Genomic DNA, 25547 nt, shown 5'->3' with positions numbered 1-25547 from the left:
CGGCTTGCCTGCACAATGCACGGGGCTCTACCCGCCCCGCCGCACGAAAGGACCCGCTCCGGCATGACCGAATTCATTCCCCCCGGCACCCGCTTCATCGCCCTGCCCGATCCGTTCCCGATGCGGCGCGGCGACGCACTGCACGGCGCGCGGGTGGCGTACGAAACCTGGGGCACGCTCAATGCCGCCCGCGACAACGCGGTGCTGGTTCTGACCGGCCTGTCGCCGGACGCGCATGCCGCCGCCAACCGGGCCAATCCCGAGCCGGGCTGGTGGGAGGAGATGCTGGGCCCGGGCAAGCCGATCGACAGCGACCGCTGGTTCGTGGTGTGCGTCAATTCGCTTGGCAGCTGCAAGGGGTCGACCGGCCCGGCATCCATCGACCCGCGCACCGGGACGCCCTATCGGCTGGCTTTCCCCGAACTCTCGATCGAGGACGGCGCCGAAGCCGCGCTGCACGTGCTTCGCGAACTGGGCATCGACCGCCTCGCCTGCGTCATCGGCAACTCGATGGGCGGCATGACCGCACTAGCCCTGCTCGTGCGGCACCCGGGCATCGCCCGCAGCCACGTCAACATCTCCGGCGCCGCGCGCGCGTTGCCCTTCTCCATTGCCATCCGCTCGCTGCAACGCGAAGCGATCCGCCTGGACCCGCTGTGGAACGGCGGCGACTACGACGACGACCACTATCCCGAATCGGGCATGCGGATGGCGCGCAAGCTGGGCGTGATTACCTACCGTTCGGCGCTGGAGTGGGACGGCCGCTTCGGCCGCGTCCGCCTGGACTCGGACCGCGCCGACGACGACCCGTTCGGGCTGGAGTTCGAGGTCGAGAGCTACCTTGAAGCCCATGCGCGGCGGTTCGTACGCCGCTTCGACCCCAACTGCTACCTCTACCTGAGCCGCTCGATGGACTGGTTCGACGTGGGCGACTACTGCGAGCGCCGCGGTGGACCCAGCGAAGGCCAGACGCGGGCCGGGCTGGCGAAGATCGGCATCGAGAAAGCCCTGGCGATCGGCGTGCACACGGACATCCTGTTTCCGCTGCAACAACAGCAGGAGATTGCCGACGGCCTGCGCGATGGCGGGGCCGACGCCCGGTTCCTGCCGCTGGAGTCGCCACAGGGGCACGACGCGTTCCTGGTCGACATCGCCCGGTTCGGGCCGGCGGTGCGCGACTTCCTGGAATCGCTGTAGCCGAGGTGGCGAAACGGGTGCGGCGGACGCTCTGGACACCCACGGCCGGCAGCGGGGACCGCACCGGCGTAAAATCAGCCGCATGAACGCCGCCGCCCTGCCCGACATCGACTTCCCCGGCCACGACAAGCTGGTCCACGCGCTCGACCTGGCCGTCTCCGCGGGCGACCAGCACGCCATCACCTCCGCGCTGCGCAACACCCTGTGCCGGATGATCCGCGACCGCGACGTCCGCCTGCCGGCGTGCGTGTACGACCCGCTCGAGGACCACTACGCACGCCGCGAGATCTACCGCAGCCCCGAACTGGGCTATAGCGTCGTGGCGATGACCTGGGGCCCGGGCCAGGGCACCCCCGTCCACGACCACTGCGGCCTGTGGTGCGTTGAAGGGGTGTGGGACGGGGAACTCGAGATCACCCAGTACGAACTGCTGGAGCGTGATGGGGAGCGTTTCCGCTTCCGCGCCGCCGGCGGCATGGTCGCCGGGCCCGGCAGCGCCGGCAGCCTGATCCCGCCGCACGAGTACCACACCATCCGCAACACCCGCCAGGACGCGGTGGCGGTCTCGGTGCACATCTACAAGGGGCCGATGCAGGCCTGTTCGATGTTCGTCCCCGACGGCGGCGAGTGGTATGCCCGTCTCGACAAGTCGCTGCCCAGCGACCAGGCAGCCTGAGCCTTGCCCGCCTGACGGCGGGGTTTGACCGAGATCAAGGCACCCGCGCAGGCAGCGCCATAGCCTGCACGCATGATCGCTACCGCCCAATTCGACCCCGGCCTGCTCCGTCGCTATGACCGGCCCGGTCCGCGCTACACCTCCTACCCCACCGCGCCGCAGTTCCACGCCGGCTTCGGGGAGCGTGAATTGCGCGATACGGTAGCCGCCAGCAATGGCGACCCCATTCCGCGCCGGCTCTCGCTGTACGTGCACGTGCCGTTCTGCATGAGCCCGTGCTTCTACTGCGGCTGCAACCGGATCATCACCCGTGACCTGGCGCGGGGCGAAACCTACCTGGTCCGCCTGTACCGCGAGATCGCGATGATGGCCGAGCTGTTCGACCGCGACCGCGAGGTGATCCAGCTCCATTTCGGCGGCGGCACGCCCAACTTCCTCTCGCCGGCCCAGCTGGGCGAGGTGGTGGAAACCCTGCGCAGCCAGTTCCACTTCTCCGAGTCGCGCGACCGCGACCTGTCGATCGAGCTGGATCCGCGCTTCATCACGCCGGCCGAGGTGGGTGAACTGGCCGCCATCGGCTTCAATCGCGCCAGCCTTGGCGTGCAGGATTTCGACCCGGTGGTGCAGCAGGCGGTCAACCGCATCCAGAGCGTCGAGGAGACGGTGGCGATCATCGATGCCTGCCGCGAGCATGGCTTCCGATCGGTCAATGTCGACCTGATCTACGGCCTGCCCAAGCAGAACCTCGAAGGGTTCTCGCGCACGCTGGATACCGTGGTCCAGGCCCGCCCGGACCGGCTGGCGGTGTACAGCTACGCCCACCTGCCGGCCATGTTCAAGCCGCAGCGCCAGATAGGGGAAGCTGACCTGCCGGCACCGGAAGTAAAACTGGCGCTGTTGCAACTGGCCATCGAGAAGCTCACCGGCGCGGGCTATTCCTACATCGGCATGGACCACTTCGCGCTGCCGGACGACGACCTCGCCACAGCGCAGGCGCGCGGCGGACTGCACCGCAATTTCATGGGCTATACCACCCACGCCGACACCGACCTGATCGGGCTCGGGGTGAGCGCGATCAGCCATATCGGCGACAGCTTCAGCCAGAACCCGCGCGACCTGCCCAGCTGGCAGATCGCGCTTGACGAGGGCCGCCTGCCGGTCTTCCGCGGCATGCGACTGAGCGAGGACGACCAGCTGCGCGCCGACCTGATCCAGAGCCTGATGTGCCAGGGCCAGATCCCCATCGACGCGCTGGAACGCCGCTACCTGATCAATTTCGGCGAGTACTTCGCCGACGCGCTGGACCGGCTCCACCCGCTCATGGAGGACGGGCTGGTCCGGGTCGAGGAGCGCAGGATCGTCGCCACCTCGCGCGGACGGCTGTTGCTGCGTAACATAGCGATGTGCTTCGACCGATACCTCGACCCGTCCCCCGTCCCGGCCGCGCCCCGCTTCTCCCGAGCGATCTGACATCGCCCCGGGGGCGCGCGTGAAGCCGACCGCGTTTCCCCGCCAGGACGAGCGCACGCTCTCCGACGACGGCGACGAGTTCTCGTTCTGCTCGACCTGCGCGTTTTCCCAGGCCTGCATGGCCGAGGGCATGGACAAGCGCTCGCTGATGGACCTGCACGTGCTGGTCGAGCACGTCGGCCCGTTCCATGCCGGCGACCACATCTTCCGGGTGGGTGATCCCTTCGAGGCGATCGCCGCGGTCCGCGCCGGCACCGTCAAGACCTACGTGATCGACCGCGACGGCCGGGAACACGTGCTGGGCTTCTACCTGCCCGGTGAAGTGATCGGGCTGGATGCGATCGACGGCGAGACCTACCCCTGCAACGCGGTGGCGTTGGACACGGCGATGCTGTGCCGGTTCTCGTTCCCCAAGATCGCGGTGCTTGCATCCCGGTTGCCGGGGCTGCAGAAGCACCTGTTCCGGCTGTTGAGCCGCGACATCGGCAGGGCAGCGCTGCTGGCCGGCGACTGGACGGCCGACCAGCGCATGGCCGCGTTCCTGGTCGGCATGGCACGCCGGCTCGCCGCGCGCGGGTTTTCGCCCAACCGCTTCCAGCTGACCATGGCGCGCACCGACATCGCCAACTACCTCCGATTGGCGCCGGAAACCGTCAGCCGGGTGCTGCGCCGCTTCCAGAAGGACGGCCTGCTGGTCGTGGATCGGCGCGAACTTGAGCTGCTGGACCGCCCGAAGCTCGAAGAACTCGCCGAGCCCGTCCTGCGCGCCTGAGCGCCGGCCGTAACAACGCGGAAGTCACTTTCCCGCTCCCGGGACACGGCCGACCATGGTCCGCGCAGCGCCGCGCTGCGCTGCGATGCACACGGCTGCACGTGGCGCTGGGGCCCGGTTCCTGACAGCGCGGGCCTGGTTGGCAGAATCGTCCTGACGAAACTTGACCTGAGTCAACGCGGTTGACCGCGCCAACCGCGAGCATGATGCAGCCATTCACGGAGATGCCTCGATGGGGAATACAAGAAGGCTTTGGATAGGACTTGCCGTCCTGCTCATTGCATCGTTCAGCGTGCTGCTGTGGTCCGGCGGCGAAATCAACCGGTACAAGCCTCCGATGCCGGAGCAGGTGGTGGCCCAGGACGGCACCGTCATCTACACGCGTGCCGACATGGAGCGGGGTCGCCAGGTCTGGCAGACCACCGGCGGCATGCAGTTGGGTTCCATCTGGGGCCACGGCGCCTACGTCGCCCCGGACTGGAGCGCGGACTGGCTGCACCGCGAGGCCATCGAGATCCTCAACATGTGGGCGCGTGCCGATGGCGGCATGGCGACATACGAGCAGCTTCCGGCCGGTGACCGCGCTTCCCTGCAGGGCCGCCTGCAGGAAATGATGCGCGAGAACACCTACGACCCGGCGACCGGCACGATCACCCTGGACATGGACCGGGTGGTGGCGATGTCCAACGTGTCGGCGCATTACGAGAGCCTGTTCGGCAACGACCCGGCCACCGCGGAGCTGCGCGAAGCCTACGCGATGAAGAACAACACGGTGCCCGATGCCGAGCATCGCCGTGCACTGGCCTCGTTCTTCTGGTGGACCGCATGGGCGGCGACGACCGAGCGCCACGTAGGCGTGTCGGAGACGGTGGCACCGGACCGTCCGGGCATCGCCGAGAAGCGCGTCACCTACACCAACAACTGGCCCGGCGAGCCGCTGGTCGGCAACACGCCGCCGCCGAGCACGTGGGTGTGGTCGGCCTTCAGCGTGCTGTTCCTGATCGCCGGTATCGCGCTGCTGGGTTGGCACCATGCCGTGACCCACGGCCATGACGACGGCCACCGCATCCCCGACCGGGATCCCCTGGCCGCACTCAAGGTCACGCCCTCGATGCGGGCCACGGCCAAGTATTTCTGGCTGGTGCTGGCATTGTTCCTGGTGCAGATCCTGTTCGGCGCGATGACCGCGCATTACCAGATCGAAGGCCAGCAAGCCTACGGGTTCCAGCTTTCGGAAATCCTGCCGTACTCGATCACCCGCACCTGGCACACGCAATTGGCGGTGCTGTGGATCGCGGTTGCGTGGCTGGGCACGGGCCTTTACATCGGACCGGCGCTGTCGGGCCATGAACCGCGCTTCCAGCGGCTGGGCGTCAACTTCCTGTTCGCCTGCCTCGTGATCATCGTCGTCGGCGCGTTCGCCGGGCAATGGTTCGCGGTGATGCAGAAGCTCGGCATCGCCAACAACTTCTGGTTCGGCCACCAGGGCTGGGAGTACGCCGACATCGGCCGCTTCTGGCAGTGGTTCCTGTTCATCGGCCTGTTGCTGTGGCTGACGATGGTGGGCCGTGCGTTGTGGCCGGTGCTGACCGGTCCGAAGACCGACACCAAATCCATCGTCGGGCTGCTGTTCCTGTCCACGGTCGCCATCGGCGTGTTCTTCGCCGCCGGCCTGATGTGGCGCGAACACACCCACATCTCGATCGTCGAGTACTGGCGCTGGTGGCTGGTGCACCTGTGGGTGGAAGGCTTCTTCGAAGTGTTCGCCACCGCGGTGATGGCACTGATCTTCACCAAGCTGGGCCTGCTGCGCGCGTCGACCGCGTCGGTGGCGGTGCTGTTCGCCACCATCGTGTTCATGACCGGCGGCGTGCTGGGCACCCTGCACCACCTGTACTTCGTCGGCAGCCCGACCGCGGTGATTGCGCTGGGCGCGAGCTTCAGTGCCCTGGAAGTGGTGCCGCTGGCCTACATCGGCTTCGAGGCGTACCACACCTACAGGCTTGGCAAGGCCACGCCGTGGATGCAACGCTACCGCTGGCCGATCTTCTTCTTCCTGTCGGTGTCGTTCTGGAACCTGGTGGGTGCGGGCCTGTTCGGCTTCCTCATCAACCCGCCGCTCTCGCTTTACTACATGCAGGGCCTCAACCTGACGCCGCTGCACGGCCACACCGCGCTGTTCGGGGTGTACGGCATGCTCGGCATCGCGCTGGTGCTGTTCTGCATGCGCGGCCTGCGACCCAACCAGGTGTGGAACGAGAAGGCGCTGCGCATCAGCTTCTGGTCGCTCAACATCGGCCTGGCACTGATGGCGGTGCTCACGCTGCTGCCGCTGGGCACGATGCAGCTGCTGGCGGCGATCGAGCATGGCTACTGGTATGCCCGCTCGGCGGAGTTCATGCAGAAGCCCATCGTCGACCTGCTGGTGTGGATGCGGGTGCCCGGCGACACGATCTTCAGCATCGGCGCCCTGGCCCTGATCTACTTCGTGCTGCGCCTCTGGGTGAAGCCGAAGCTGGAGGAGCCCGGGGAGCACGGGTCGGAGATCCAGTCCGGCTGACCGGATGTTGGACAGGAAAAGGGCGGCCACGTGGCCGCCCTTTTTCTTGGGGCCGGCCGCGCCGCCGACCCCGGTCATCCGTGGCACCCGTGATCCAAATCAATGACCTGCACGCCACCAACCTTCATCCTGTCGACATGCAGAACACCACGTCCCCGCCGTCCCGGAAGATTTCGCCCGCCGTGCTTGGCCAGGCTCCACACCGCCTGATGTTCTTCATCGGCGCCACCAACCTGTTGCTGGCCATGGCGTGGTGGGCCGCATGGCTCGCATCGGCACGCTGGCCGGGCATGGCGCTGCCGCAACCTGCGCAGCCCGCGGGCTGGCTGCATGCGTTCGTCATGCAATACCAGATGCTGCCCAGCTTCTTCTTCGGCTTCCTGCTCACCACCTTCCCGAAATGGACCGGCCAGCCGGACTTCGACCGCTGGCGCTACGTGCCCGTCGGGCTTGGTCTGTTCGGCGGACAACTGGCGACGCTGCTGGGTGCGATCGGCTGGGACGCCGGCATCACCGTGGGCCTGCTGATGACCATGGCCGGCTGGCTGGCAGGCCTGCTCACGCTTGCGCCGGTGCTGTGGCGCGAACAGGGCGTGACCTGGCATGCGCGCTCATGCTTCGGCGCGCTGGTGCTCGGCTTCTGCGGTGTCCTCGCATGGACCGCGTTCGTGCTGGGGGCATCCCCGCTGTGGGCGTTCGCCAGCATCAAGATGGGCACGTTCGGGTTGCTTCTCCCGGTCTACATGACCGTGGCACACCGCATGTTCCCGTTCTTTGCCGGCCGCGTGGTGCCCGGATACACGGCGTGGCGGCCGATGTGGCTGCTCGGTGCGTTCTGGCCCCTGTCGCTGGCCCATTTGGTGCTTGAACTCTTCCACGCCTACGGCTGGCTGTGGGTGGTCGACCTGCCGCTGCTGGGCCTGACCGGACTGATGCTGTGGCGCTGGTGGCCGCGTGGTCCCAAGCCGGGGATCCTGGCGGTGCTGTTCGTCGGCATGGCCTGGCTTCCGCTGGCGTTCGCGCTCTATGTCGGCCAGAGCATCGCCTACGAGTTGACCGGCGTGTACTGGCTGGGCCGTGGCCCCGCGCATGCATTGTTCATCGGCTTCTTCGGCAGCGTGCTGGTGGCGATGGTGACCCGTGTCACCCAGGGCCACTCCGGCCGCGCGCTGGAAATGTCGCCGACCGCCTGGTTCGCCTTCGTGGCCATCCAGCTGGTCGCGGTGACGCGCGTGGTGGCCGAAGCCGCGCCCGACGGCATGGCGTGGCAGGCGGCGGCCGCAGTCGGCTGGCTGCTGGCGTTCGCCCCCTGGGTGGTGCGCATCGGCGCCATCTACCTGACCCCCCGCATCGACGGCCGTCCCGGCTGACCGCTCGGCCCGTACTCCAAGGAAGCTTCCCGTGATCGAGTTCTACCCGCAGATCAAGCACGTCCACATCATGATGGCGGTGGCCAGCGGCCTGCTGTTCGCGTTGCGCGGCGGCGCCTCGCTGGCAGGCATGCGTTGGCCCCAGTGGACCGCCGTGCGCTGGACCAGTTACGGCATCGACACCACCCTGCTCACCGCGGCACTGATGCTGCTGACGATCCTGCCCGGCGCGCTGTTCTCCAATGGCTGGCTCGCCGCCAAGCTGGTGCTGCTGGTGGTGTACGTGGTCTTCGGCGTGCTCGCACTTCGCCGTGGCCGCACCCGCGGGGCGCGCGCCGGCTTCTACGTCGCCGCCCTGGCCACCTTCGGCATGGTCTACAGCATCGCCAGGGCCCACCATCCGCTGGGGTTCGGGCATGGCCTGCTCGGCTGACGTCGCGATGTCCGGCCCGCTGCCCCCATCGACGAGCCGCGCCGGGAGCGACCCTGACCGGGGCATGCTGGACGCCCTGTTCCTCGGCCCGTACGGCGAGAACGACACCATGCTGGAGAAGCTGGTGGTGGAGTTCCTGCGCGACCACGTCTACTGGCGCCGCAACTTCCATCCCGAGGATCCGCCGGCGATCCCGACCCACGCCGCGCAACAGCCCGGGTACCAGGCCTTCGAGGCCCGGCTTCGGCGCGAGCTCCACCAGCTGTCGGCCTCGCTCAAGAGGTCGGTGCCGTTCCACAGCCCCCGCTACATCGGCCACATGGCGTCCGACCTGTTGCTGCCCGGGCTGGCCGCACAGATCCTCACCCTGCCCTACAACCCCAACAACGTCAGCGAAGATGCCGCGCCCGTCACGATCGACCTGGAAGTCCAGGTCGGCCTGCAACTGGCGCGCATGCTGGGCTACCCGAACGATCCCGCGCAGCCCGACTGCGCCTTCGGACACCTCACCTCCGGCGGTACCGTCGCCAACTACCAGGCACTGCGGCTGGCGCTCGCGCTGAAGGCGTTCCCGGTCGCGTTGCGGGCGGCAGGCGTACCGGACATCGAGCTTCCCGGCGATGACTGGTCCGTGTTCAACACCGGCCCCGATGCCGGTACCGGGCTGGTGGTGCAGTGGCAGGACTGGCTCGCCGCGCAGTCGCCCCGCGACCGCAGGCGCTGGCGGGAGGCGGTGCAGGCCGAGCGGCTGGAACACCTCGGCATGGTCGGGTTCTTCGCCCGCCACCCGGACCTGCGGGTGCCGAAGGTGCTGGCACCGATCACTGCGCACTATTCCTGGAGCAAGGGATTGAAGCTGCTCGGGCTCGGTCGCGACCAGCTCGAACTGTTGCCCGAGCGCGGCATGCGCCTGGATGCGGACGCACTCGAATCGACGCTGCAGCGATGCGAGCGCGAGCGCCAGCCGGTGCTGCTGGCGGTAGCCGTGCTGGGCACCACCGAGTACGGCACGGTCGATCCCGTCGACGCGGTGGTAGACGCCCGGGAACGCGCGCTGCGTATGGGCCTGGGCTTCAGCGTGCACGTGGACGGTGCATGGGGTGGTTATCTCGCCACGCTGTTCCGCAATCCCGATGGCAGCCTGCGTGGTCTCGACGAGGTGCGCGAGGACTTCGCACGCTTCCCGTTGCCCGAGGTACACGCCGCGTTCGCCGCACTGGGGCGGACCGATTCGGTCACCGTCGATCCGCACAAACTGGGCTACCTGCCCTACGGGGCCGGCGCCTTCATCTGCCGTGACCATCGCGCCACCGCGCTGCTGTCGGAAGCGGCGGACTATGTGTTCCGCGAAGGCCCGGCCGACCCGGATCCGGCCCGGAACTACCTCACCCGCTATCGCCAGCTCGGCCAGTTCGTACCCGAAGGCTCCAAGTCCGGCGCGGCGGCGGCCGCGGTCTATGTCACCCACAAGGTGCTGCCGCTGGACCACCTCAACTTCGGACACCTGCCGCGGCAGACCGTGCTCGCGGCCGAGGCGCTGCACGAAGCGGCACTGGGGCTGGCCCGCGAGCTGGAGGGCGTGGCACGGGTGGCCGTGCCCTTCGCGCCCGACAGCAACCTGGTCTGCCTGGCGATCAACCCGGCGGGCAATGCCGACCTGTCGGTGGCCAATGCGTTCGTGCGCAGGATCCACGACGAGCTGCGTTGCGACCCGCGCCAGCCGCTCCAGCTCAAGCAGTTCTTCGGATCAATGACCACGCTGCGACCCGAGGCGGTGGGCGACGTCGAGATGCGGCGGATCCTGGGCTCGATCGGGCTCGACCCCGGCACCCTGGACCCCGACGGCGGCAATGACAACGACCGGCTGGTGATCCTGCGGCATACGCTGATGAACCCTTACCTGGTCGACCACGCCAACGGCATCAGCTACATCGACATGTACCTGGCCTACCTGGGCCGGCGGATCAGCAGCCTGCTGGAAACCGGCGCGTGAACATCGCGCCTGCCCCGACCGTCGCGGACATGCGCGAGTGGACCGGGCAGTCGCTGGCCCGGCTGCGGCAGGAAGCCGCGCGATCGGCCGACACCCACCTGCTGAAGCTCGGGTTCCCGGGATTCCCCGGCATCGACTTCTACTTCAAGGACGAAGCCGCCCACCCCACCGGCAGCCTCAAGCACCGCCTCGCCCGCTCGCTGTACCTGTATGCGCTGTGCAACGGTCGCCTGCGGCGTGGGCAGCCGGTGGTGGACGCGTCGTCCGGCAGCACCGCGATCTCGGAAGCCTGGTTCGCGCGATTGCTCGGGCTGGAATTCACCGCGGTGATGCCGGCGTGCACCGCACCGCGCAAGATCGCCGACGTGCAGGCGCTCGGGGGCCGTTGCGACCTGGTCGACGACCCCGCGCAGGTGTACGAGCGCGCCGACTGGCATGCCCGCAACGGGGCCTGCCACCTCGACCAGTTCGGCCTGGCCGAACGCGCCACCGACTGGCGCGGCAACAACAACATCGCCGAATCGATCATCGGCCAGCTGGCCGGCGAACCCCACCCCGAGCCCGCCTGGATCGTTTGCGGCGCGGGGACCGGCGGAACCTCGGCCACCATCGGCCGCTACCTGCGCTACCGCAGCCTGCCGACCGGCCTGTGCGTCGCCGACCCCGCCGGCAGCGCGTTCATCCACGGCTGGCGCCAGCGCGACCGCGATGCCACCTGCAGCATGCCGACGGTGATCGAAGGCATCGGCCGACCACGCGTGGAGCCGGGCTTCCTGTTCGACGTGGTCGACGACGTGGTCGAGGTTCCCGACACCGCCTCCATCGCCGCCATGCACTTGTTGGAGGAACACCTTGGCCGGCGTTATGGCGGCTCGTCGGGCACCAACCTGGTCGGATGCCTGCAACTGGCAGCGCGCATGCGAACGGCAGGCATGCAGGGCAGCATCGTCAGCCTGCTGTGCGACCCGGGCGAAAGCTACGACGCAACGCTCTACGACCGGGCGTGGCTGGCACAGCGCGGACTGGACGCCTCCGGCCCGGACGCCGCGCTGCGTGCGATCATTGCCACCGGGGAATGGCGGGGGCTCTAGAAGAAGCGCCTGCCGGGGGACGACCGGGGCTGAGCCCATGTGCCGATTGGGCGAACGAACCGTTCGTCGGCACGCTAGGTGGCCGGGTTGTAAAGTTACATGTAAGAAACTAGGATGCTTACATGAAAGCAGGGAAGCCACGCTCGTCCGCCGATTACGTACGCGAGTTCCGCGCGCGGATGCGCAACGCCGGCCTCGTCAAGAAGGACGTGTGGATCCGCCCCGAGTTCTCGGAGGATCTGGCCGCTGTCGAACAACGCTTTCGCCAGGCGCCCGCGTCCGGCGAAGCCCCGGGGATCGACTGCCTGCGCGAGACTCCGGGCGAACCGGGGTGGACGCTGGCCGCACTGCAGCGCGCCATCGAAGGATCCACCCCCGTTGGATCCGGGAGCATCGAAGTGCACCGCTCCGAGGGTGCCGACCCGACGCTGCGCCTGGTGATGCGCGACTACGGTGACCTTCCGGTCTTCGTCGCCGTCGGCGGCCTGCAGATCGTCGTCCAGGTGTTGATGTGGCCGCTCGACCACGTGTCCGATCCGGCCGCCTTCAATGCCCGCGTCCTGCGCACGCACAAGCTGTGGCCGCTGACCACGATGGGCATCGAGCCGGTCGCCGGCGTGCCGAGCTATGTCATGTTCGGATCGCTCGGCACGCATTCCCCCCTGGCCGACATCCTGTTCGAGATCGAAGCACTTGCGGGCAATGTCATCGCATGTGTCGATGCATACGGGGCCTTCCTGCGTGATGAGGTGTGGCCGCATGACGAGGCAAGCGCATCGTGAAGCGCCGCGACACCCTTCTGGCCCGCCTCGGTGCACAGATCGCCGATATCGGCGACACGGTGCGCGGCGGAGTCCGCGAGTGGAATGCAGGACGTGCCCTGGACGATCGCATCCACCGCGTGGACGAGGAGCTCAAGACGCTCCGGCGCGAACTCGACGTACTGAAAGCGCAGCGCTACACCGCGCAGGAACGGCACGAAGCGACCCTGGAGAAGATCGTGCAGCGCGAGGCCCAGGCGGTGGCTGCGCTGCGGGCCGGCCAGCCAGCCCTTGCCCGCGAAGTCGCCCTGTCGATCGTCGAGCTGGAATCCGAGCGCGATGCGGAACAGGCATTGCTCACGGACAACGCGGACCGGGCCTCCGAGCTGGATGCCATGGTGCGGCACGGACACAACGCCCTCAGGCGCCTCAAGCACGAGCTTGACCTGCTGCGTGCCTCCGAGGCCGTCGCCAGCGCGGAGAAGGCGTTCGCAGGGGGCGCGTCGGGTACCGGCACCGGAATCCCGACGGCGATCGATTCGGCGGAATTGCTGCGTTCCCGCCAGTCGACCCCCCCGACCCGGGCCCGGCCATCGAGCGGCAACGTCCCGCACGATCCGCTCGACGAGAAGCTCCAGGCAGCAGGAATCACCGCCACGCCCCCCGCCGTCGAGAACGTGCTGACCCGGCTGGCCGCCCAGGCCGCTGAGACCGGCGCGGCAGGCAAGGAAGCGACTCCGGCCCGGAAACGGCGCCGCGCCACCATCCGCAAGGAGAGCCCACGTGAGTGAGTTCCTGACAACCGCACTGTCATTCCCCACCCTCGCCTACAGCGTCGTGCTGGCAGTCTGCACGATCTACTGGGCCCTGGCAGCGACCGGACTGGTCGAGATCGATGCACTGGACGGCCTGCTGGGTGGCGACGGCGACAGCCCGGACTCCAGTGGCGCGGCCGCCATGATTTCAAGGCTCGGCCTGTCAGGTGTCCCGTTGATGCTGGTGGCCACCGTGCTGGCGTTCGTGGGTTGGATCGGTACCTATTTCGTGCACCTGCTCGTACTCGCCCACCTGGGCGAGGGCCTGCGGCTGTTCGCCGGCGCGGCCGTCGCGCTGGCCATGCTGGTCCCGGGCATCGTGCTCACCTCCGTCCTGCTGCGCCCCCTGAGCCGGTTGCTGCTCAAGCTGCGCCCACCGCTTGACCCGTCGCTGCTGGGACGCGTGGCGGTGGTCAACTCGCCGGAGGTCGCCACCGACTACGGCACGGCCACCGTCGACGACGGCGGCGCGGGCCTGGTGCTGCAGGTGCGGGACGGAGAGACCGGTCGCTTCAAACGCGGCGACCGCGTCGTGCTTATCGAATACCTCGATGCGCAGCATGCCTATCGCGTGATACCGGAACGGCAGTTCCAGACCCTGTAAGAGCTCGAATCCCAAGGAGAGGTAGCAATGACCATGTCCATGATCCTGCCGTTCGTCGTCGGCGCAGGCGTTCTACTCGTCGTGTTGCTCGGCATCTTCGGCCTGTTCAAGGCGTTCTACATCAAGGTCCCGCAAGGCACCGCACTGATCGTCAACGACCTGAGCGCGACGCCGAAGGTCCGCTTCACCGGCGGCCTGATCATCCCGGTGCTGTACAAGGCCGAGCTGATGCAGATCAGCCTGATCACGCTGCAGGTCGACCGCCGTGGGCGCGAGGGCCTGATCTGCCGCGACAACATGCGCGCGGACATCTCCGTGGCCTTCTACCTGCGGGTGAACGAGACCCAGCAGGACGTGCTGCGCGTAGCCAAGGCCGTCGGTGCCGAACGCGCATCCGACAAGGCGGCCGTGGACGAGCTGTTCAACGCCAAGTTCTCCGAGGCGTTGAAGACCGTCGGCAAGAAGTTCGAGTTCACCGAGCTGTTCGAGAAGCGCCAGGAATTCCGCGACGAGATCATCAAGGTGATCGGCAACGACCTCAATGGCTACGTGCTGGAGGACGTCGCCATCGACTACCTCGAGCAGACCCGGAAGTCCGACCTCGATCCGAACAACATCATGGATTCGGAGGGCATCAAGAAGATCACCCAGATCACGGCGACGCAGAACGTCGTCACCAACGAGCTGGAGCAGAACGAAAAGCTGGCGATCACCAAGAAGAACGTCGAGGCACGCGAGGCGACCCTGGCGCTGGAAAGGCAGCAGGCGGAGGCGGAAGCCCGCCAGCAGCGCGAGATCGAGACCATCCGTGCGCGCGAGGAGGCCGAAACCGCGCGCGTGCGGGAAGAGCAGCGGCTGATCGCCGAGCAGGCCCGGCTCGAGTCGGACGAGAAGATCCAGATCCGCGAGCAGAACGTGAATCGCGAAGTGGAAGTCGCCGGCCAGAACCGCCAGCGCGCGGTTGCGATCGAGGAAGAGCGCGTGGTCCGGGCCCGCGAGCTGGAGAAGGTCACCACCGATCGTGAGGTCCAGTTGCAGGCCGTCGAGCGCGACAAGGTCGTCGAGGTCGGCAAGAAGGACGTAGCCAACATCACCCGCGAGCGCATCGCGATCGACAAGACCGTCGCGATCGAGGAAGAGCGGATCAACGAAGTGCGCGTGGTGTCCGAGGCCGACCGCGAAAAGCAGGCCCGCGTGCTGGCCGCCGAGGCCGCCGCGCAGGAAGCCCTGGTCCACAAGGTCAAGGAAGCCGAGGCCGCGGAGACCGCTGCCAAGCATCGGGCGGTGGAACGCACCACGCTTGCACAGGCGGAACTGGAAGCTGCCAACCGCGAGGCCGAAGCCAAGCGGGTGCTGGCCGACGGCGTCAAGGCCGAGCAGGCCGCCCCGGGACTGGCCGAAGTCCAGGTCCGCGAAGCCGAGGCCCAGGCCATCGAGAAGCACGGTATCGCCGAGGCGCGCGTGATCGAAGCCAAGGCTGCCGCGCGGCTGGTGGAGGGCACCAACGATGCCCGCGTCCTCGCCGAGCGCATGGCCGCCGAGGCCGAGGGCACCACCAAGCTCGGCCACGCCAATGCCGCCTCGGTCGAGGCCATCGGCGGCGCGGAGGCAAACGTGACGGTCAAGAAGCTCATGGCCGAAGCGGAAGGCTTGACGCGCAAGTTCGAGGCGATCGACTCGTTGTCGGTCGATGCGCGCAGCCACGAGGAGTTCCGCATGTCGCTGGACATCCACCTCCAGCAGGCTCTGGCATCGATCTCCGCGGGCAAGGATGTCGCCAAGGAGAACGCGGAAGTCATCGCCGCCGCCCTTCGCAATGCCAACATCGACCTGGTCGGCGGCGACGGCGGCCTGTTCGAAGCGTTCTCCAAGTCGCTCTCGCTGGGCAAGGCCGTCGAAGGCCTGGCAGGCAAGAGTCCGATCGTGCAGGACCTGCTGAGTCGCTATCTCGGCGTCAACGCCGTCACACCTGCGACTGCAACGCTTCCGCAGCCGGGAACCGGCGAACGCGCCGCAGCGGCGACCCCCGAAGCAGGTGCCTGACCCCGGCCTTCTGATGGCTGGCGGCAGCCCTGCCGCCGGCATTGCCCACCCCGCAAGGACACACGAAATGACCGTGAATCGCGACCACCTGGAAATGGCCTTCCACTCCATCACCTGCTTCGCCGACGACGGACGCCTGGAGGCGGCCGAGCTCGACCGGATCGTGGCGATCGCCGAACGCGACGGCACCATCAACGACGACGAGAGCCGTGTCCTCAACAACATCATCTCGCGCATCCAGCCCGACGAGATCGATTCCGCAATGAAGGTGCGCCTGGATGCGCTGCGCCGGAAACTGGGGCCGGTACCGGTCGAGGTTGCCTGAGCGACCGCCTCCGACGCCTGCCCTCCCGATTGCAGCATGGATGGCCCGCCTGCGCGGGCGAGGTTCCACGATGACGTCCAACACGCCCGCCGAATCCAATCCCTCCCCCGCGCCGGGGTCCGACCCGATCGACCAGGCCGTCGCGCAGGGAGGCGCCTACGAGGTGCTGCGTCGGCGCCTGTCCGACCAGGGCCGGCGCCTGCGCGACGCCGCCGAGCGGATGAATGCCCGGCGCGTGGAAGAATTCGGCAGCAGCACCATGGAGGTCATCGGTCGCGTCCGCGTGCGCACCGACAACAACTGCATCGGCCGCGACATCGTCCAGGTCGGCCACCTGATCCTGTTCGGCTACAACGTCTTCATCGGCCTCAAGACCAGCACACGGATCGAGGACGTGTTCGGCCTCTACCAGCTGGTATCCACTGAAGACGGGTTCGACGTGGTGCCGGTTGAACTTGCCGGCAGCTTCCTGGGCGACCCGCAGTTCACTCGGGACTTCACCGAGCTCTACGCCTATTACAAGAACGCCCGCCTCCTGCAGCTGGTCGTTCGCGACGGCAGGTTGCTGGCCTCGTTCCAGATCGGCGAGCGCACCACGGACGTGCGGGTGTTCCGGTGGTCGTTGACGCCCGGCGGCGAGGCGACCTACATCGACGCGCGCGGCGAGCGCGACCTGACGATGCCCCCAGCCTTCGACTTCGAATGGACGCGTGCGACGCGCGAGTTGATGGTCAACGGCCGGCATCCGCACCTGAACGTGCTCGACACCCTGTTCGTGGAGACGACCGGGGGCGACCTCACCATCAAGGTCGAGGACAACACCGAGAGCGGCCAGGGCATCCACTCCGAACCGGTCGAGGACAAGACCCAGTCGCTGGACGACGCCACCTTCGATTTCGCCCGGGTCGGCTCGCTGGTCCTGCTCAAGGTCCTCCCCTACCGCGAGGACCAGTGGCGCGGTTTCATCTACAACACACTCACCGGCCGCGTGCAGCGCAACGACGCGATCATCCAGGCGTGCGTGCAGCTGCCCGAGGACCACGGGATCATCTTCCCCGGCGGCTACTACCTCCAGAACGGCGAGCACAAGGCCTTCGACGCGGCCATGTCCGGCATGCAGTTCAAGCGTGCGATCCGCTCGCCCAATGGCGAGGACGTGCTTTACATCTTCTATGACCAGGTCCCCGGCAGGTCGGCCCTGTTCGTCTACAACATGATCCAGCGGCAACTGCACAACCCGGTGTTCGGCCATGGTTACGCGCGCCTTGCCGACGGCCGGATGGTCATCTTCCACGCCGAAGGCGATGGGCCGACCCGCATCCATCCGATGCAGGCCTGGCAAACGCCGTTCGTGAGCGACGAGTTCGCCGCAAGCCGGCCGGAGAGCAATACCTACCTGGGACGACTGGGCAATGCCGAGCTGGTGCGCGGCATCTCCAACCTGGTGAGCCTCGCCCGTGAGATTGGCAGCGAGGAGGTGTCGCTGCAGCGCTACCAGTTGCTGGTCCGCGACACCCGCAAGCTGTTCGACGCCCACCACTGGATCGATGACGCCCACTGCGATGGCGTGGCCAGCCTGGTTCGCGAGATCGCCGCGACCGGCGAGTCGGTCCTCGACGAGTTCGAGAAGGTCCAGGGCATCCGCCGGCAGTCCGCGCAGGCAATGGCCGATGCGCGCGACGACCACGCCGCCCTGGTGGCCCGGCTGCTCCCGGAAAACTGGACTCAGGTGCAGGAGTTCGTCGATGCGCTCAACGAGATCACGCGCCAGCGCGGCCACCTGCTGACGATCCGCGAACACAGGTATATCGATGTCCCGGCGATCGACGCGCTGGGGGCCGAACTCCAAGTCCAGCATGAGCGGGTTGCAGCCGCCACGGGCGTGTTCCTTGCCTCGGACACCGCACTTGCGCCCTACCTGGACGGTGTCGTGGCGCTGGACGGCCGGGCCCGGAGCGCGGAGACCGCCACGGAGCTGGCCGAAAGCCTCGCCGCGCTCCAGGCGATGTCATCGGACCTGGACATGCTGTCGGAACTGATGGCCACGCTGAAGGTCGACGACCCGGCCCAGCGCACCCGCGTGGTGGAGGCCGTATCGGCGATCTACAGCCGCCTCAACCAGGCACGCGCGCGTGCAGAGCAACGCCGCAGGGCGCTGGGTTCGGCCGAGGCCGTGGCCCAGTTCGGCGCGCAGTTCACGCTGTTCGGGCAGGCGATCACCGGCGCCCTGGGATTGGCGACCGACCCGGAGAAAGCCGACGAGCAGCTGTCCCGGCTGATGGTCCAGCTCGAAGAGCTTGAGAGCCAGTTCGGCGAACACGAGCGGTTCCTGGGCGACATCCTGACCAAGCGCGAAGAGCTGCTGGAGACCTTCGACGCGCACAAGCAGGCGCTGCTCGACGACCGCCACCGCAAGGCCCAGTCGGTGCTGGACGCGGCCGACCGCATCCTTTCCGGACTGGGAAAGCGCACCGAAAAGTTCTCCAGTCCCGACGAACTCAACGCCTTCTTTGCCGGGGATCCCTTGATCCTCAAGGTCCGCGAACTCGCCGAGCGGCTGCGCTCACTGAAGGACTCGGTGAAGGCCGATGACGTCGAAGCCCGGCTGAAGGGCGCGCGCGACCAGGCCGTGCGCGCACTGCGTGATCGCGTGGATCTGTTCGAGGGCGACGGCCAGGTCATCCGGCTGGGCCGCCACCGCTTCAGCGTGAACACCCAGCCGCTGGACCTCACTATCCTGCCGCGCGGTGACCGGCTGGCCCTGCACCTGACCGGCACCGATTTCATGGAGCCCATCGAAGACGCCAGGCTGGCGGAGCTGCGTGAGTACTGGCAGCTGGGGCTGGAGTCGGAATCACCGGCGCTGTACCGCGCGGAGTACCTCGCAGGCGAGCTGGTCGCAGCGGCCTCGGCCGGTAGCGACGGGCTTGACGATGAGACGCTGCAGAAATTGGCGAGCGACCCCGACGCCCTCGCCCGGGCGGTTCGTGAGTTCGCCGCGCCCCGCTACCGCGATGGCTACGAGCGGGGCATCCACGACCATGACGCCGCACTCATCCTCCGGGCCTTCCTGGCCCAGCGCGACGTCGCAGGCAACCTAATCCACGCCCCCGCGCCGCGTGCACTGGCGACCCTGCTGCTGGCATCGCACGGCGACGATGCGGACGTAGCCCAATGGGAGCCGCGTGCCGCCGGTGCGTTGGCCATGCACCGGCTGTTCGGATCGCGCGACAGCCTGGACGCCTTGCGCGCCGACATGGCCACGCGACTGGCCGGGTTCGCGCAGGAGCGGGGGCTGCCATTCGACGCCTCCTGCGCAAGGGCTGCCGCCGACTTCCTGTCCGACCACCTCACCAGCGGCGAACCGGGCCTGGTGCTCTCGCGACAGGGCCGTGAACTGGCCGAAATGCTGGAGTCCCGCTTGGCCAGCGCGAGCTTGCAGGCGCCCTTCCAGCACACCTTGGACCTGCTCGAGGACCGTCCCGACGCCCGCTGGCAGCACGTCCTGCACTGGCTCCAGGCACTGTGCAACACCCCGGCGGCGGCGGCGATGGCGCCGTACGTCCCCGAGTCCGCCGCATGGATCCTGGCGCGGGATGCGCTCTCGTTCCGCGACCACCCGGTGGCCCTCACCACCACGGTCGAGGGCTTGCTGGGCGATCACCCGCGGATTTCAGACGGGCGCATGGAGCTGGCCGTCGACGACCTGCTCGCCCGTCTGCGCGTGCACCGCGAACGGTTCGTTCCCGGGTTCCGGCGCTACCACCAGGTGCGCAACGAAGTCGCCGCACGCGAGCGCACCGCGCTTCGGCTGGGTGAATTCCAGGCGCGTCCGCTGTCCTCGTTCGTGCGCAACAAGCTGATCAACGAGGTCTACCTTCCGATCATCGGCGACAACCTCGCCAAGCAGATGGGTACCGCAGGGGAAGGCAAGCGCAGCGACCTTATGGGCCTGCTGATGATGATTTCGCCCCCCGGCTACGGCAAGACGACGCTCATGGAGTACGTGGCAAGCCGGCTGGGCCTGGTCTTCATGAAGATCAACGGGCCCGCGCTGGGGCACGAGGTCCGTTCGGTCGACCCCGCGCAGGCGCCGGACGCCACGTCGCGACAGGAGCTGGAGAAGCTCAACCTCGCCTTCGAGATGGGCAACAACGTGATGCTCTATGTCGACGACATCCAGCACACGCACCCCGAGTTCCTGCAGAAGTTCATCTCCCTATGCGATGGCACGCGCCGCGTCGAGGGCGTCTGGAAGGGGCGGACGCGCACCTACGACATGCGCGGCAAGAAGTTCTGCGTGGTCATGGCGGGAAACCCGTACACCGAGTCGGGCGAAGTGTTCAAGATCCCCGACATGCTGGCCAACCGCGCCGACATCTACAACCTGGGCGATGTCCTGGGCGGGGTGGAAGACACCTTCACCCTGAGCTACGTCGAGAACAGCCTGACCTCCAGTCCGCTGCTCGCGCCGCTTGCAACGCGCGACCTGGCCGACCTCCATCGCCTCGTCGACAAGGCGCGGGGCGAGCAGGTTTCGGCGACCGACCTGTCCCATGCCTACAGTGCGGCGGAGATCAACGAGTTCGTCGAAACCCTGGTCCGGGTCATGAAGGTGCGCGATGTCGTGTACCGCGTGAACCAGCAGTACATCGCATCCGCCGCGCAGGCCGACAAGTACCGTACCGAACCGGCGTTCAAGCTGCAGGGCAGCTATCGCAACATGAACAAGCTGGTCGAGAAGATTTCGCCGGTGATGAACGAGGGTGAATTGCAGCAACTGATCAGCGACCACTACCAGGGCGAAGCGCAACTTCTGACCGTCGGTGCCGAGGAGAACCTGCTCAAGCTCAAGGAGCTGCGCGGCGTGCTGACCGCCACCGAGCAGGCCCGCTGGGCGCAGATCAAGCACGACTTCCTGCGCAACAAGGCGATGGGCGCCGAGGACGCGGACGTCGGCGGCCGGGTGGTGGCGCAGCTGGCCGACATCGCCGGTGGGCTGCAGGCGATGGGTAGTGCCGTCGCCGGCCCGGCGGGCGATGCCCCGGCGGCGTCCGAGTCGCCGCCCTGGAAAGACGCCCTGGCACTGCTGGAGCGGGTGGTCGCTGACCGCCGCGTGGACGCGCCGCGCCCCGGAACGGACGACGTCGACGCGCTGGTCAAGACTGCAATCCAGCCTCTGGTCGCCGCCATCCATTCAAGCCAGGGCCACCAGGACCAGCTGAGCAACGCGATGCTCCACCTGGCCAGCGCGATCCGTGCCCGCATGACGGCCCGGCCTCCGACCGGCCGCGCGCCGCACACTCCGACACCTGAGGAGCGCCGGCTCGATGAGGCCCTTGCGCGCCTGCATGCCGGCCTTGCGGACGCACCGGCGGCTCGGTGAACGCGCCCGGCGCCGGCAACGCGGCTGCAGACACGCCCGGGGAGATCGACCGCCGGGGTCACGAGATCGCATCGCGTCTCGACTTCGAGGCGATCAGCCGATTGCTCGCCCGCGCGCCGGCGGCCCGCCTGCTCGCCGACCTGGCTGCGATCGTCGAAGTGATCGACGCATCGGATGCGCAACGTACCCGGCGCCGGGCGGGACTCCTGGGCCGCCTGCTCGGCTGGGACCTCGTGGCCCAGGCGCACCCGGACGCAGCCGATGCGCGCCTGCGGGTGCACCTGGCACACGCCAGCGAACACGCAGAACGCGTCCAGCGGCATCTGTCCGACCTCGCGGCGCTACCCGTCCCGGTGGAGCAGCAGATCGCCGCCATGGACGCGTTCGTAACCAGCAGCCGCGAGGCTTGCGCCGCTTCCGGCGCGTCGGCCCATCGTCGCCTTGACTACTTCCAGGCCCTCGGCGACTCGTGGCGCACCACCCGCGCACAGCTGGAGCTGGAAGCCGCACACATCCGCCGGGTACTGGAGCGCTACCACCAGGTACGCGACCTGCTCGTGCCGCTGTGGCACCAGCAGGCGGCAGGGGCGGCGATCAACAAGCGATCCAACGCCGGCACCCCTCGCGGGACCGAACACGACGAGCACGCCCTGCGCCGGCTGATCGCCTCGCTCCAGGCCTCCGCGCCCGCGCCCACACCGCATACTCCGCAACATCCAACCCCGGCCGACAGGGAGCCATCGCCATGACCGAGTCCACCACCCCCCTCGCACCCACGCAACTGCCGCCGGGACTGGATGAGGCGACGCTGCAGAATCTTGGCCTGGTTCCGGCCGACCTGCAGCAGGTGTCCACGATCCATCACGCGCTGGCCGAGCTGCCCGCGACCGAGGTGCAGGGCTTCGGCCGCGACGTCGCGGCCGCGACCACGAAGTTTTCCAGCGACCTGCTCGACCAGGTCCGCAATCGCGACCTCGACGCGACCGGCGACAAGCTGGGCGAAGTCGTACGCATCGCCCGCAACCTCAACCTGCACAAGTTCAGCGGCCGCTCCAAGCTGCCGGTGGTGGGTCCGCTGCTGGACAGGATGCGGGACTCGAAGGGCGAGCTGGTCCAGAAGTTCAGCACCACCAACGAGCAGATCGAACACCTGATGCGCGACCTGACGCGGCAGCAGGACGACCTGGCCAAGCGGGTGCGCGATTTCGACCGCATGCACGACATCGTCGCGGCCGAACGCCACCAGCTCGGCCTGCATGTCGCGGCGGGGAAGATGCGCCTGCAGGCGCTGGGCGACGAACGCGCCGGGCTGGAGGGCGCGGAGGACCCCGCCTCGCGCACCCGGCGCCAGCAGGTTGACATGGCGCTGCGCCTGCTCGACAAGCGCGTCGGGGACCTGCTGCTGATGCAGCACGCGGCCGACCAGTCGTTGCCCATGGTCCGGATGATCCAGGCCAACGCGATGCAGCTGATCGAGAAGTTCACCTCGGTCCGCGACATCACCATCCCGGCATGGAAACGCAGCTTCGCCATCCAGCTTTCGCTCAATGAGCAGAAGCACGCGGTCGAGCTGGCCAACGCGATCGACGACGCCACCAACGAACTCATGCGCCGCAATGCCGACCTCCTGCACGAGAGTTCGGTGGCCACCGCCAAGGCCAACCAGCGCGGCGTGATCGACATGGAGACGCTCCAGCATGTCCACGACAAGTTGATCCAGACGGTCGAGGACGTGCGCGAGATCCACCGCGAAGGCATCGAACAGCGCCGCCAGGCCGAGGCGGACCTCGCCCGCATGCGCGAGGACGTGCAGAAGCGACTCGCCGCGCCGACCGCCACCTGACCGGCGGCGCTGGGCCGGCAGGACCGGCCGCAGCTCATACAGGAGCGACGCAAGTCGCGGCCTGGTACCCCAACGAGCGGCGGGGTCGCGACGGTCCCTTGCCCGTGCACTTCGGTTCGGCAGGGCGTCGCTCGACAAGACGCCTTGTCGCCGCGCAGCGTGCCGCGGCACTGCCATTGAACACGTATGTGCGGCTCCCGCGTCCGCGGATCGTCCCGGTTGGCCGCGCGCCTGCTGCCGCCAACCCGGCCCGCGCCCGGCTTGACTGGCGTCAGGGCACGGCGGATCGCCACCTGCGAGGCTCGGTGTCCCTCCACGCCCCGCCCCGCCCATGGCCCACCACGACCTGCGTTCGTTCCTTGCCCGCCTGGAGGCGACGGGCCAGCTGCGCCGCGTCCCGCAGCCGGTGGACCCGGACCTTGAATCGACTTCGCTGTGCCTGCGCGCACTCAAGGCCGGCGGGCCGGCACTGCTCATGGAGAACCCGACCGGGGCGCGGCATTCGCTGCTGGGCAACCTGTTCGGCCATCGGGACCGGATCGAAGCGGCGCTGGCCGGGAGGCCGTTGGCGAGCCTGCGTGAGCTCGGCGAGCTGCTCGCGGCCATCAAGGAGCCGCGCTGGCCGTCGAGCCTCAAGCAGGCCCTGTCGACCTGGCCGGAGCTGGCACAACTGGCACACGTGGCCCCCAGGCGGGAACGCGAAGCCGCGTTCGGGCACGAAACGCTCGCCGGCAGCGAGATCGACCTCTCGCGGCTTCCGATCCAGCAATGTTGGCCCGGGGACGCGGCGCGGCTGGTCACGTTCGGCCTGGTGATCACCCGCGGCACCCGCAAGCCGCGCCAGAACGTGGCCATCTACCGGATGCAGGTGATCGGCCCGGACAGGGTGATCATGCGTTGGCTGCCGCACCGCGGTGGTGCCCTGGACCATGCCGACTGGATCGCCGACCACCCCGACCGGCCGTTCCCGGTGCTGGTGGCCATCGGCGCCGATCCGGCCACGATGCTCGCGGCAGTGGCGCCGGTGCCCGACACCCTGTCGGAGTACGAGTTCGCGGGCCTGCTGCGGGGTGAGCGCACCCGGCTCTGGCACAGCGAGCGCACCGGCCTGGATGCCCCTGCCGGCGCCGAGATGCTCATCGAAGGCGTCATCCAACCCGGCGACACCGCGCTGGAAGGCCCGTTCGGCGACCACACCGGCTATTACAACGCGGCCGACCACTTCCCGGTGCTGGGCATCGAGCGCATGCACCTCCGGCAGGACGCGATCTACCACGGCAGCTACATGGGCCGGGCGCCCCACGACGAGCCATCGGTGCTGGCGATGGCGCTCAACGACATCTTCGTGCCGATCCTGCGCAAGGTGTTCCCGGAGATCGTCGACTTCTACCTGCCGCCGGAAGCCTGCTCCTACCGGATCGCGGTGGTGTCGATCCGCAAGCAGTACGCCGGCCATGCGCGGCGCATCATGATGGGCGTGTGGTCGTACCTGCGGCAGTTCACCTACACCAAGTTCGTGATCGTCACCGACGACGACATCGACGTGCGCGACTGGTCGCAGGTGATCTGGGCGGTGTCGACGCGGGTCGACCCGGCGCGCGACTCGATGCTGGTCAACGACACGCCGATCGACTACCTGGATTTCGCCAGCCCACGGCCCGGGTTGGGCTCGAAACTGGGCCTGGACGCGACCAACAAGTGGCCGGGCGAGACCAGCCGTACGTGGAGCCGGCCCATCCAGCTGGCACCGGCCATCGAACGCCGGGTTGATGCGCTCTGGGCCGAAGTTCAGTCCGGGAACCCGGGGTCGTCGAACAGCCGGGTGTAGTCGCGTACCGCCGCATCCATGTCATCAAGCGGCGCCAGGTTGGCAGGGTCGGCGTCCAGCGCGCCAGCCCCGGCCATCAGTCGGGCCAGCAAGCCATGCAGCGCCGCATCGGGCTCCGGAGGCAACTGGCATTCGGCAAACATCGCGGCGGCGGCCTGGTTGACGCCGGTGGCGAGCTGCCTGACCTGGTCGGGCCCCAGATGGCCCTGTCGACCGTGTTGAAGCCCTTGCACCAGTTCCGACATGCGCCGCATGCCCTTCATCAGCGGTGCGTCTGCCTGGAAGCGCACGCCGTCGGGCGGGGCGCTGGTCCCTGCACCGCCGGTCGATTGCCCGTGCGCAGGGTCGGCTGCACGCCCGGAATGCCCGGAATGCCCGGA

19 protein-coding genes are annotated in these 25547 nt (G+C 68.2%); 18 read left to right on the top strand and 1 reads right to left on the bottom strand.

Annotated elements, in window-relative coordinates:
* Positions 1–63 precede the first annotated feature (63 nt).
* From metX to ACJQWL_RS00780, 18 genes are all read left to right on the top strand, one after another.
* Positions 64–1197: a homoserine O-acetyltransferase MetX gene (gene metX / locus ACJQWL_RS00865; RefSeq protein ID WP_330968618.1), complete on the top strand. Its 1134-nt coding sequence runs from the start codon at positions 64–66 to the stop codon at positions 1195–1197.
* Between the two features lie 82 nt (positions 1198–1279).
* On the top strand, positions 1280–1873 hold the full coding sequence (locus ACJQWL_RS00860) for a cysteine dioxygenase family protein (RefSeq protein WP_330968617.1): 594 nt from the start codon (positions 1280–1282) through the stop codon (positions 1871–1873).
* A gap of 72 nt (positions 1874–1945) precedes the next feature.
* A complete protein-coding gene (hemN, locus tag ACJQWL_RS00855) occupies positions 1946–3343 on the top strand; it encodes an oxygen-independent coproporphyrinogen III oxidase (protein ID WP_330968616.1) in 1398 nt (465 codons plus the stop codon).
* A gap of 19 nt (positions 3344–3362) precedes the next feature.
* The gene (locus ACJQWL_RS00850; RefSeq protein ID WP_330968615.1) at positions 3363–4115 is read left to right on the top strand and encodes a helix-turn-helix domain-containing protein; all 753 of its coding nucleotides are present in this window, start codon (positions 3363–3365) and stop codon (positions 4113–4115) included.
* Between the two features lie 232 nt (positions 4116–4347).
* Positions 4348–6675: a nitric-oxide reductase large subunit gene (locus ACJQWL_RS00845; protein WP_330968614.1), complete on the top strand. Its 2328-nt coding sequence runs from the start codon at positions 4348–4350 to the stop codon at positions 6673–6675.
* A gap of 89 nt (positions 6676–6764) precedes the next feature.
* Entirely contained in the window at positions 6765–8045 is a 1281-nt protein-coding gene (locus ACJQWL_RS00840; protein WP_330968613.1) for an NnrS family protein, read from the top strand.
* A 31-nt stretch (positions 8046–8076) separates the two neighbouring features.
* The gene (locus ACJQWL_RS00835; protein ID WP_330968612.1) at positions 8077–8478 is read left to right on the top strand and encodes a SirB2 family protein; all 402 of its coding nucleotides are present in this window, start codon (positions 8077–8079) and stop codon (positions 8476–8478) included.
* Between the two features lie 64 nt (positions 8479–8542).
* A complete protein-coding gene (locus ACJQWL_RS00830; protein ID WP_330968611.1) occupies positions 8543–10471 on the top strand; it encodes a pyridoxal phosphate-dependent decarboxylase family protein in 1929 nt (642 codons plus the stop codon).
* Positions 10472–10500: 29 nt separating this feature from the next.
* The gene (locus tag ACJQWL_RS00825; RefSeq protein ID WP_330968626.1) at positions 10501–11562 is read left to right on the top strand and encodes a PLP-dependent cysteine synthase family protein; all 1062 of its coding nucleotides are present in this window, start codon (positions 10501–10503) and stop codon (positions 11560–11562) included.
* A gap of 179 nt (positions 11563–11741) precedes the next feature.
* Positions 11742–12344: a YjfI family protein gene (locus ACJQWL_RS00820; RefSeq protein WP_330968610.1), complete on the top strand. Its 603-nt coding sequence runs from the start codon at positions 11742–11744 to the stop codon at positions 12342–12344.
* Complete coding sequence (locus ACJQWL_RS00815; protein WP_330968609.1) at positions 12341–13114, top strand: PspA/IM30 family protein; 774 nt, start codon at positions 12341–12343, stop codon at positions 13112–13114. Before ACJQWL_RS00820 ends, ACJQWL_RS00815 begins: the two co-directional genes overlap by 4 nt.
* The gene (locus tag ACJQWL_RS00810; RefSeq protein ID WP_330968608.1) at positions 13107–13742 is read left to right on the top strand and encodes a hypothetical protein; all 636 of its coding nucleotides are present in this window, start codon (positions 13107–13109) and stop codon (positions 13740–13742) included. The genes ACJQWL_RS00815 and ACJQWL_RS00810 overlap by 8 nt, the downstream gene beginning before the upstream one ends.
* A gap of 27 nt (positions 13743–13769) precedes the next feature.
* A complete protein-coding gene (locus ACJQWL_RS00805; protein WP_330968607.1) occupies positions 13770–15785 on the top strand; it encodes a flotillin family protein in 2016 nt (671 codons plus the stop codon).
* Between the two features lie 67 nt (positions 15786–15852).
* The gene (locus ACJQWL_RS00800; RefSeq protein ID WP_330968606.1) at positions 15853–16110 is read left to right on the top strand and encodes a hypothetical protein; all 258 of its coding nucleotides are present in this window, start codon (positions 15853–15855) and stop codon (positions 16108–16110) included.
* A 70-nt stretch (positions 16111–16180) separates the two neighbouring features.
* A complete protein-coding gene (locus ACJQWL_RS00795) occupies positions 16181–21496 on the top strand; it encodes a DNA repair ATPase (protein ID WP_330968605.1) in 5316 nt (1771 codons plus the stop codon).
* Positions 21493–22245: a hypothetical protein gene (locus ACJQWL_RS00790; protein WP_330968604.1), complete on the top strand. Its 753-nt coding sequence runs from the start codon at positions 21493–21495 to the stop codon at positions 22243–22245. Before ACJQWL_RS00795 ends, ACJQWL_RS00790 begins: the two co-directional genes overlap by 4 nt.
* Positions 22242–23339: a toxic anion resistance protein gene (locus ACJQWL_RS00785; RefSeq protein ID WP_411300667.1), complete on the top strand. Its 1098-nt coding sequence runs from the start codon at positions 22242–22244 to the stop codon at positions 23337–23339. Before ACJQWL_RS00790 ends, ACJQWL_RS00785 begins: the two co-directional genes overlap by 4 nt.
* 331 nt (positions 23340–23670) lie before the next feature.
* Complete coding sequence (locus tag ACJQWL_RS00780) at positions 23671–25167, top strand: UbiD family decarboxylase (protein ID WP_330968603.1); 1497 nt, start codon at positions 23671–23673, stop codon at positions 25165–25167.
* Here the strand turns inward: ACJQWL_RS00780 and ACJQWL_RS00775 are convergent.
* Positions 25128–25457, bottom strand: coding sequence for a hypothetical protein (locus ACJQWL_RS00775; protein ID WP_330968602.1), 330 nt, complete (start codon positions 25455–25457; stop codon positions 25128–25130). The genes ACJQWL_RS00780 and ACJQWL_RS00775 overlap by 40 nt on opposite strands.
* Between the last annotated feature and the right edge of the window lie 90 nt (positions 25458–25547).

The sequence above is a fragment of the Novilysobacter viscosus genome, from assembly GCF_046600715.1.
GTDB lineage: Bacteria > Pseudomonadota > Gammaproteobacteria > Xanthomonadales > Xanthomonadaceae > Lysobacter_C > Lysobacter_C viscosus.
This window is presented reverse-complemented; position numbering and strand designations above follow the sequence as displayed.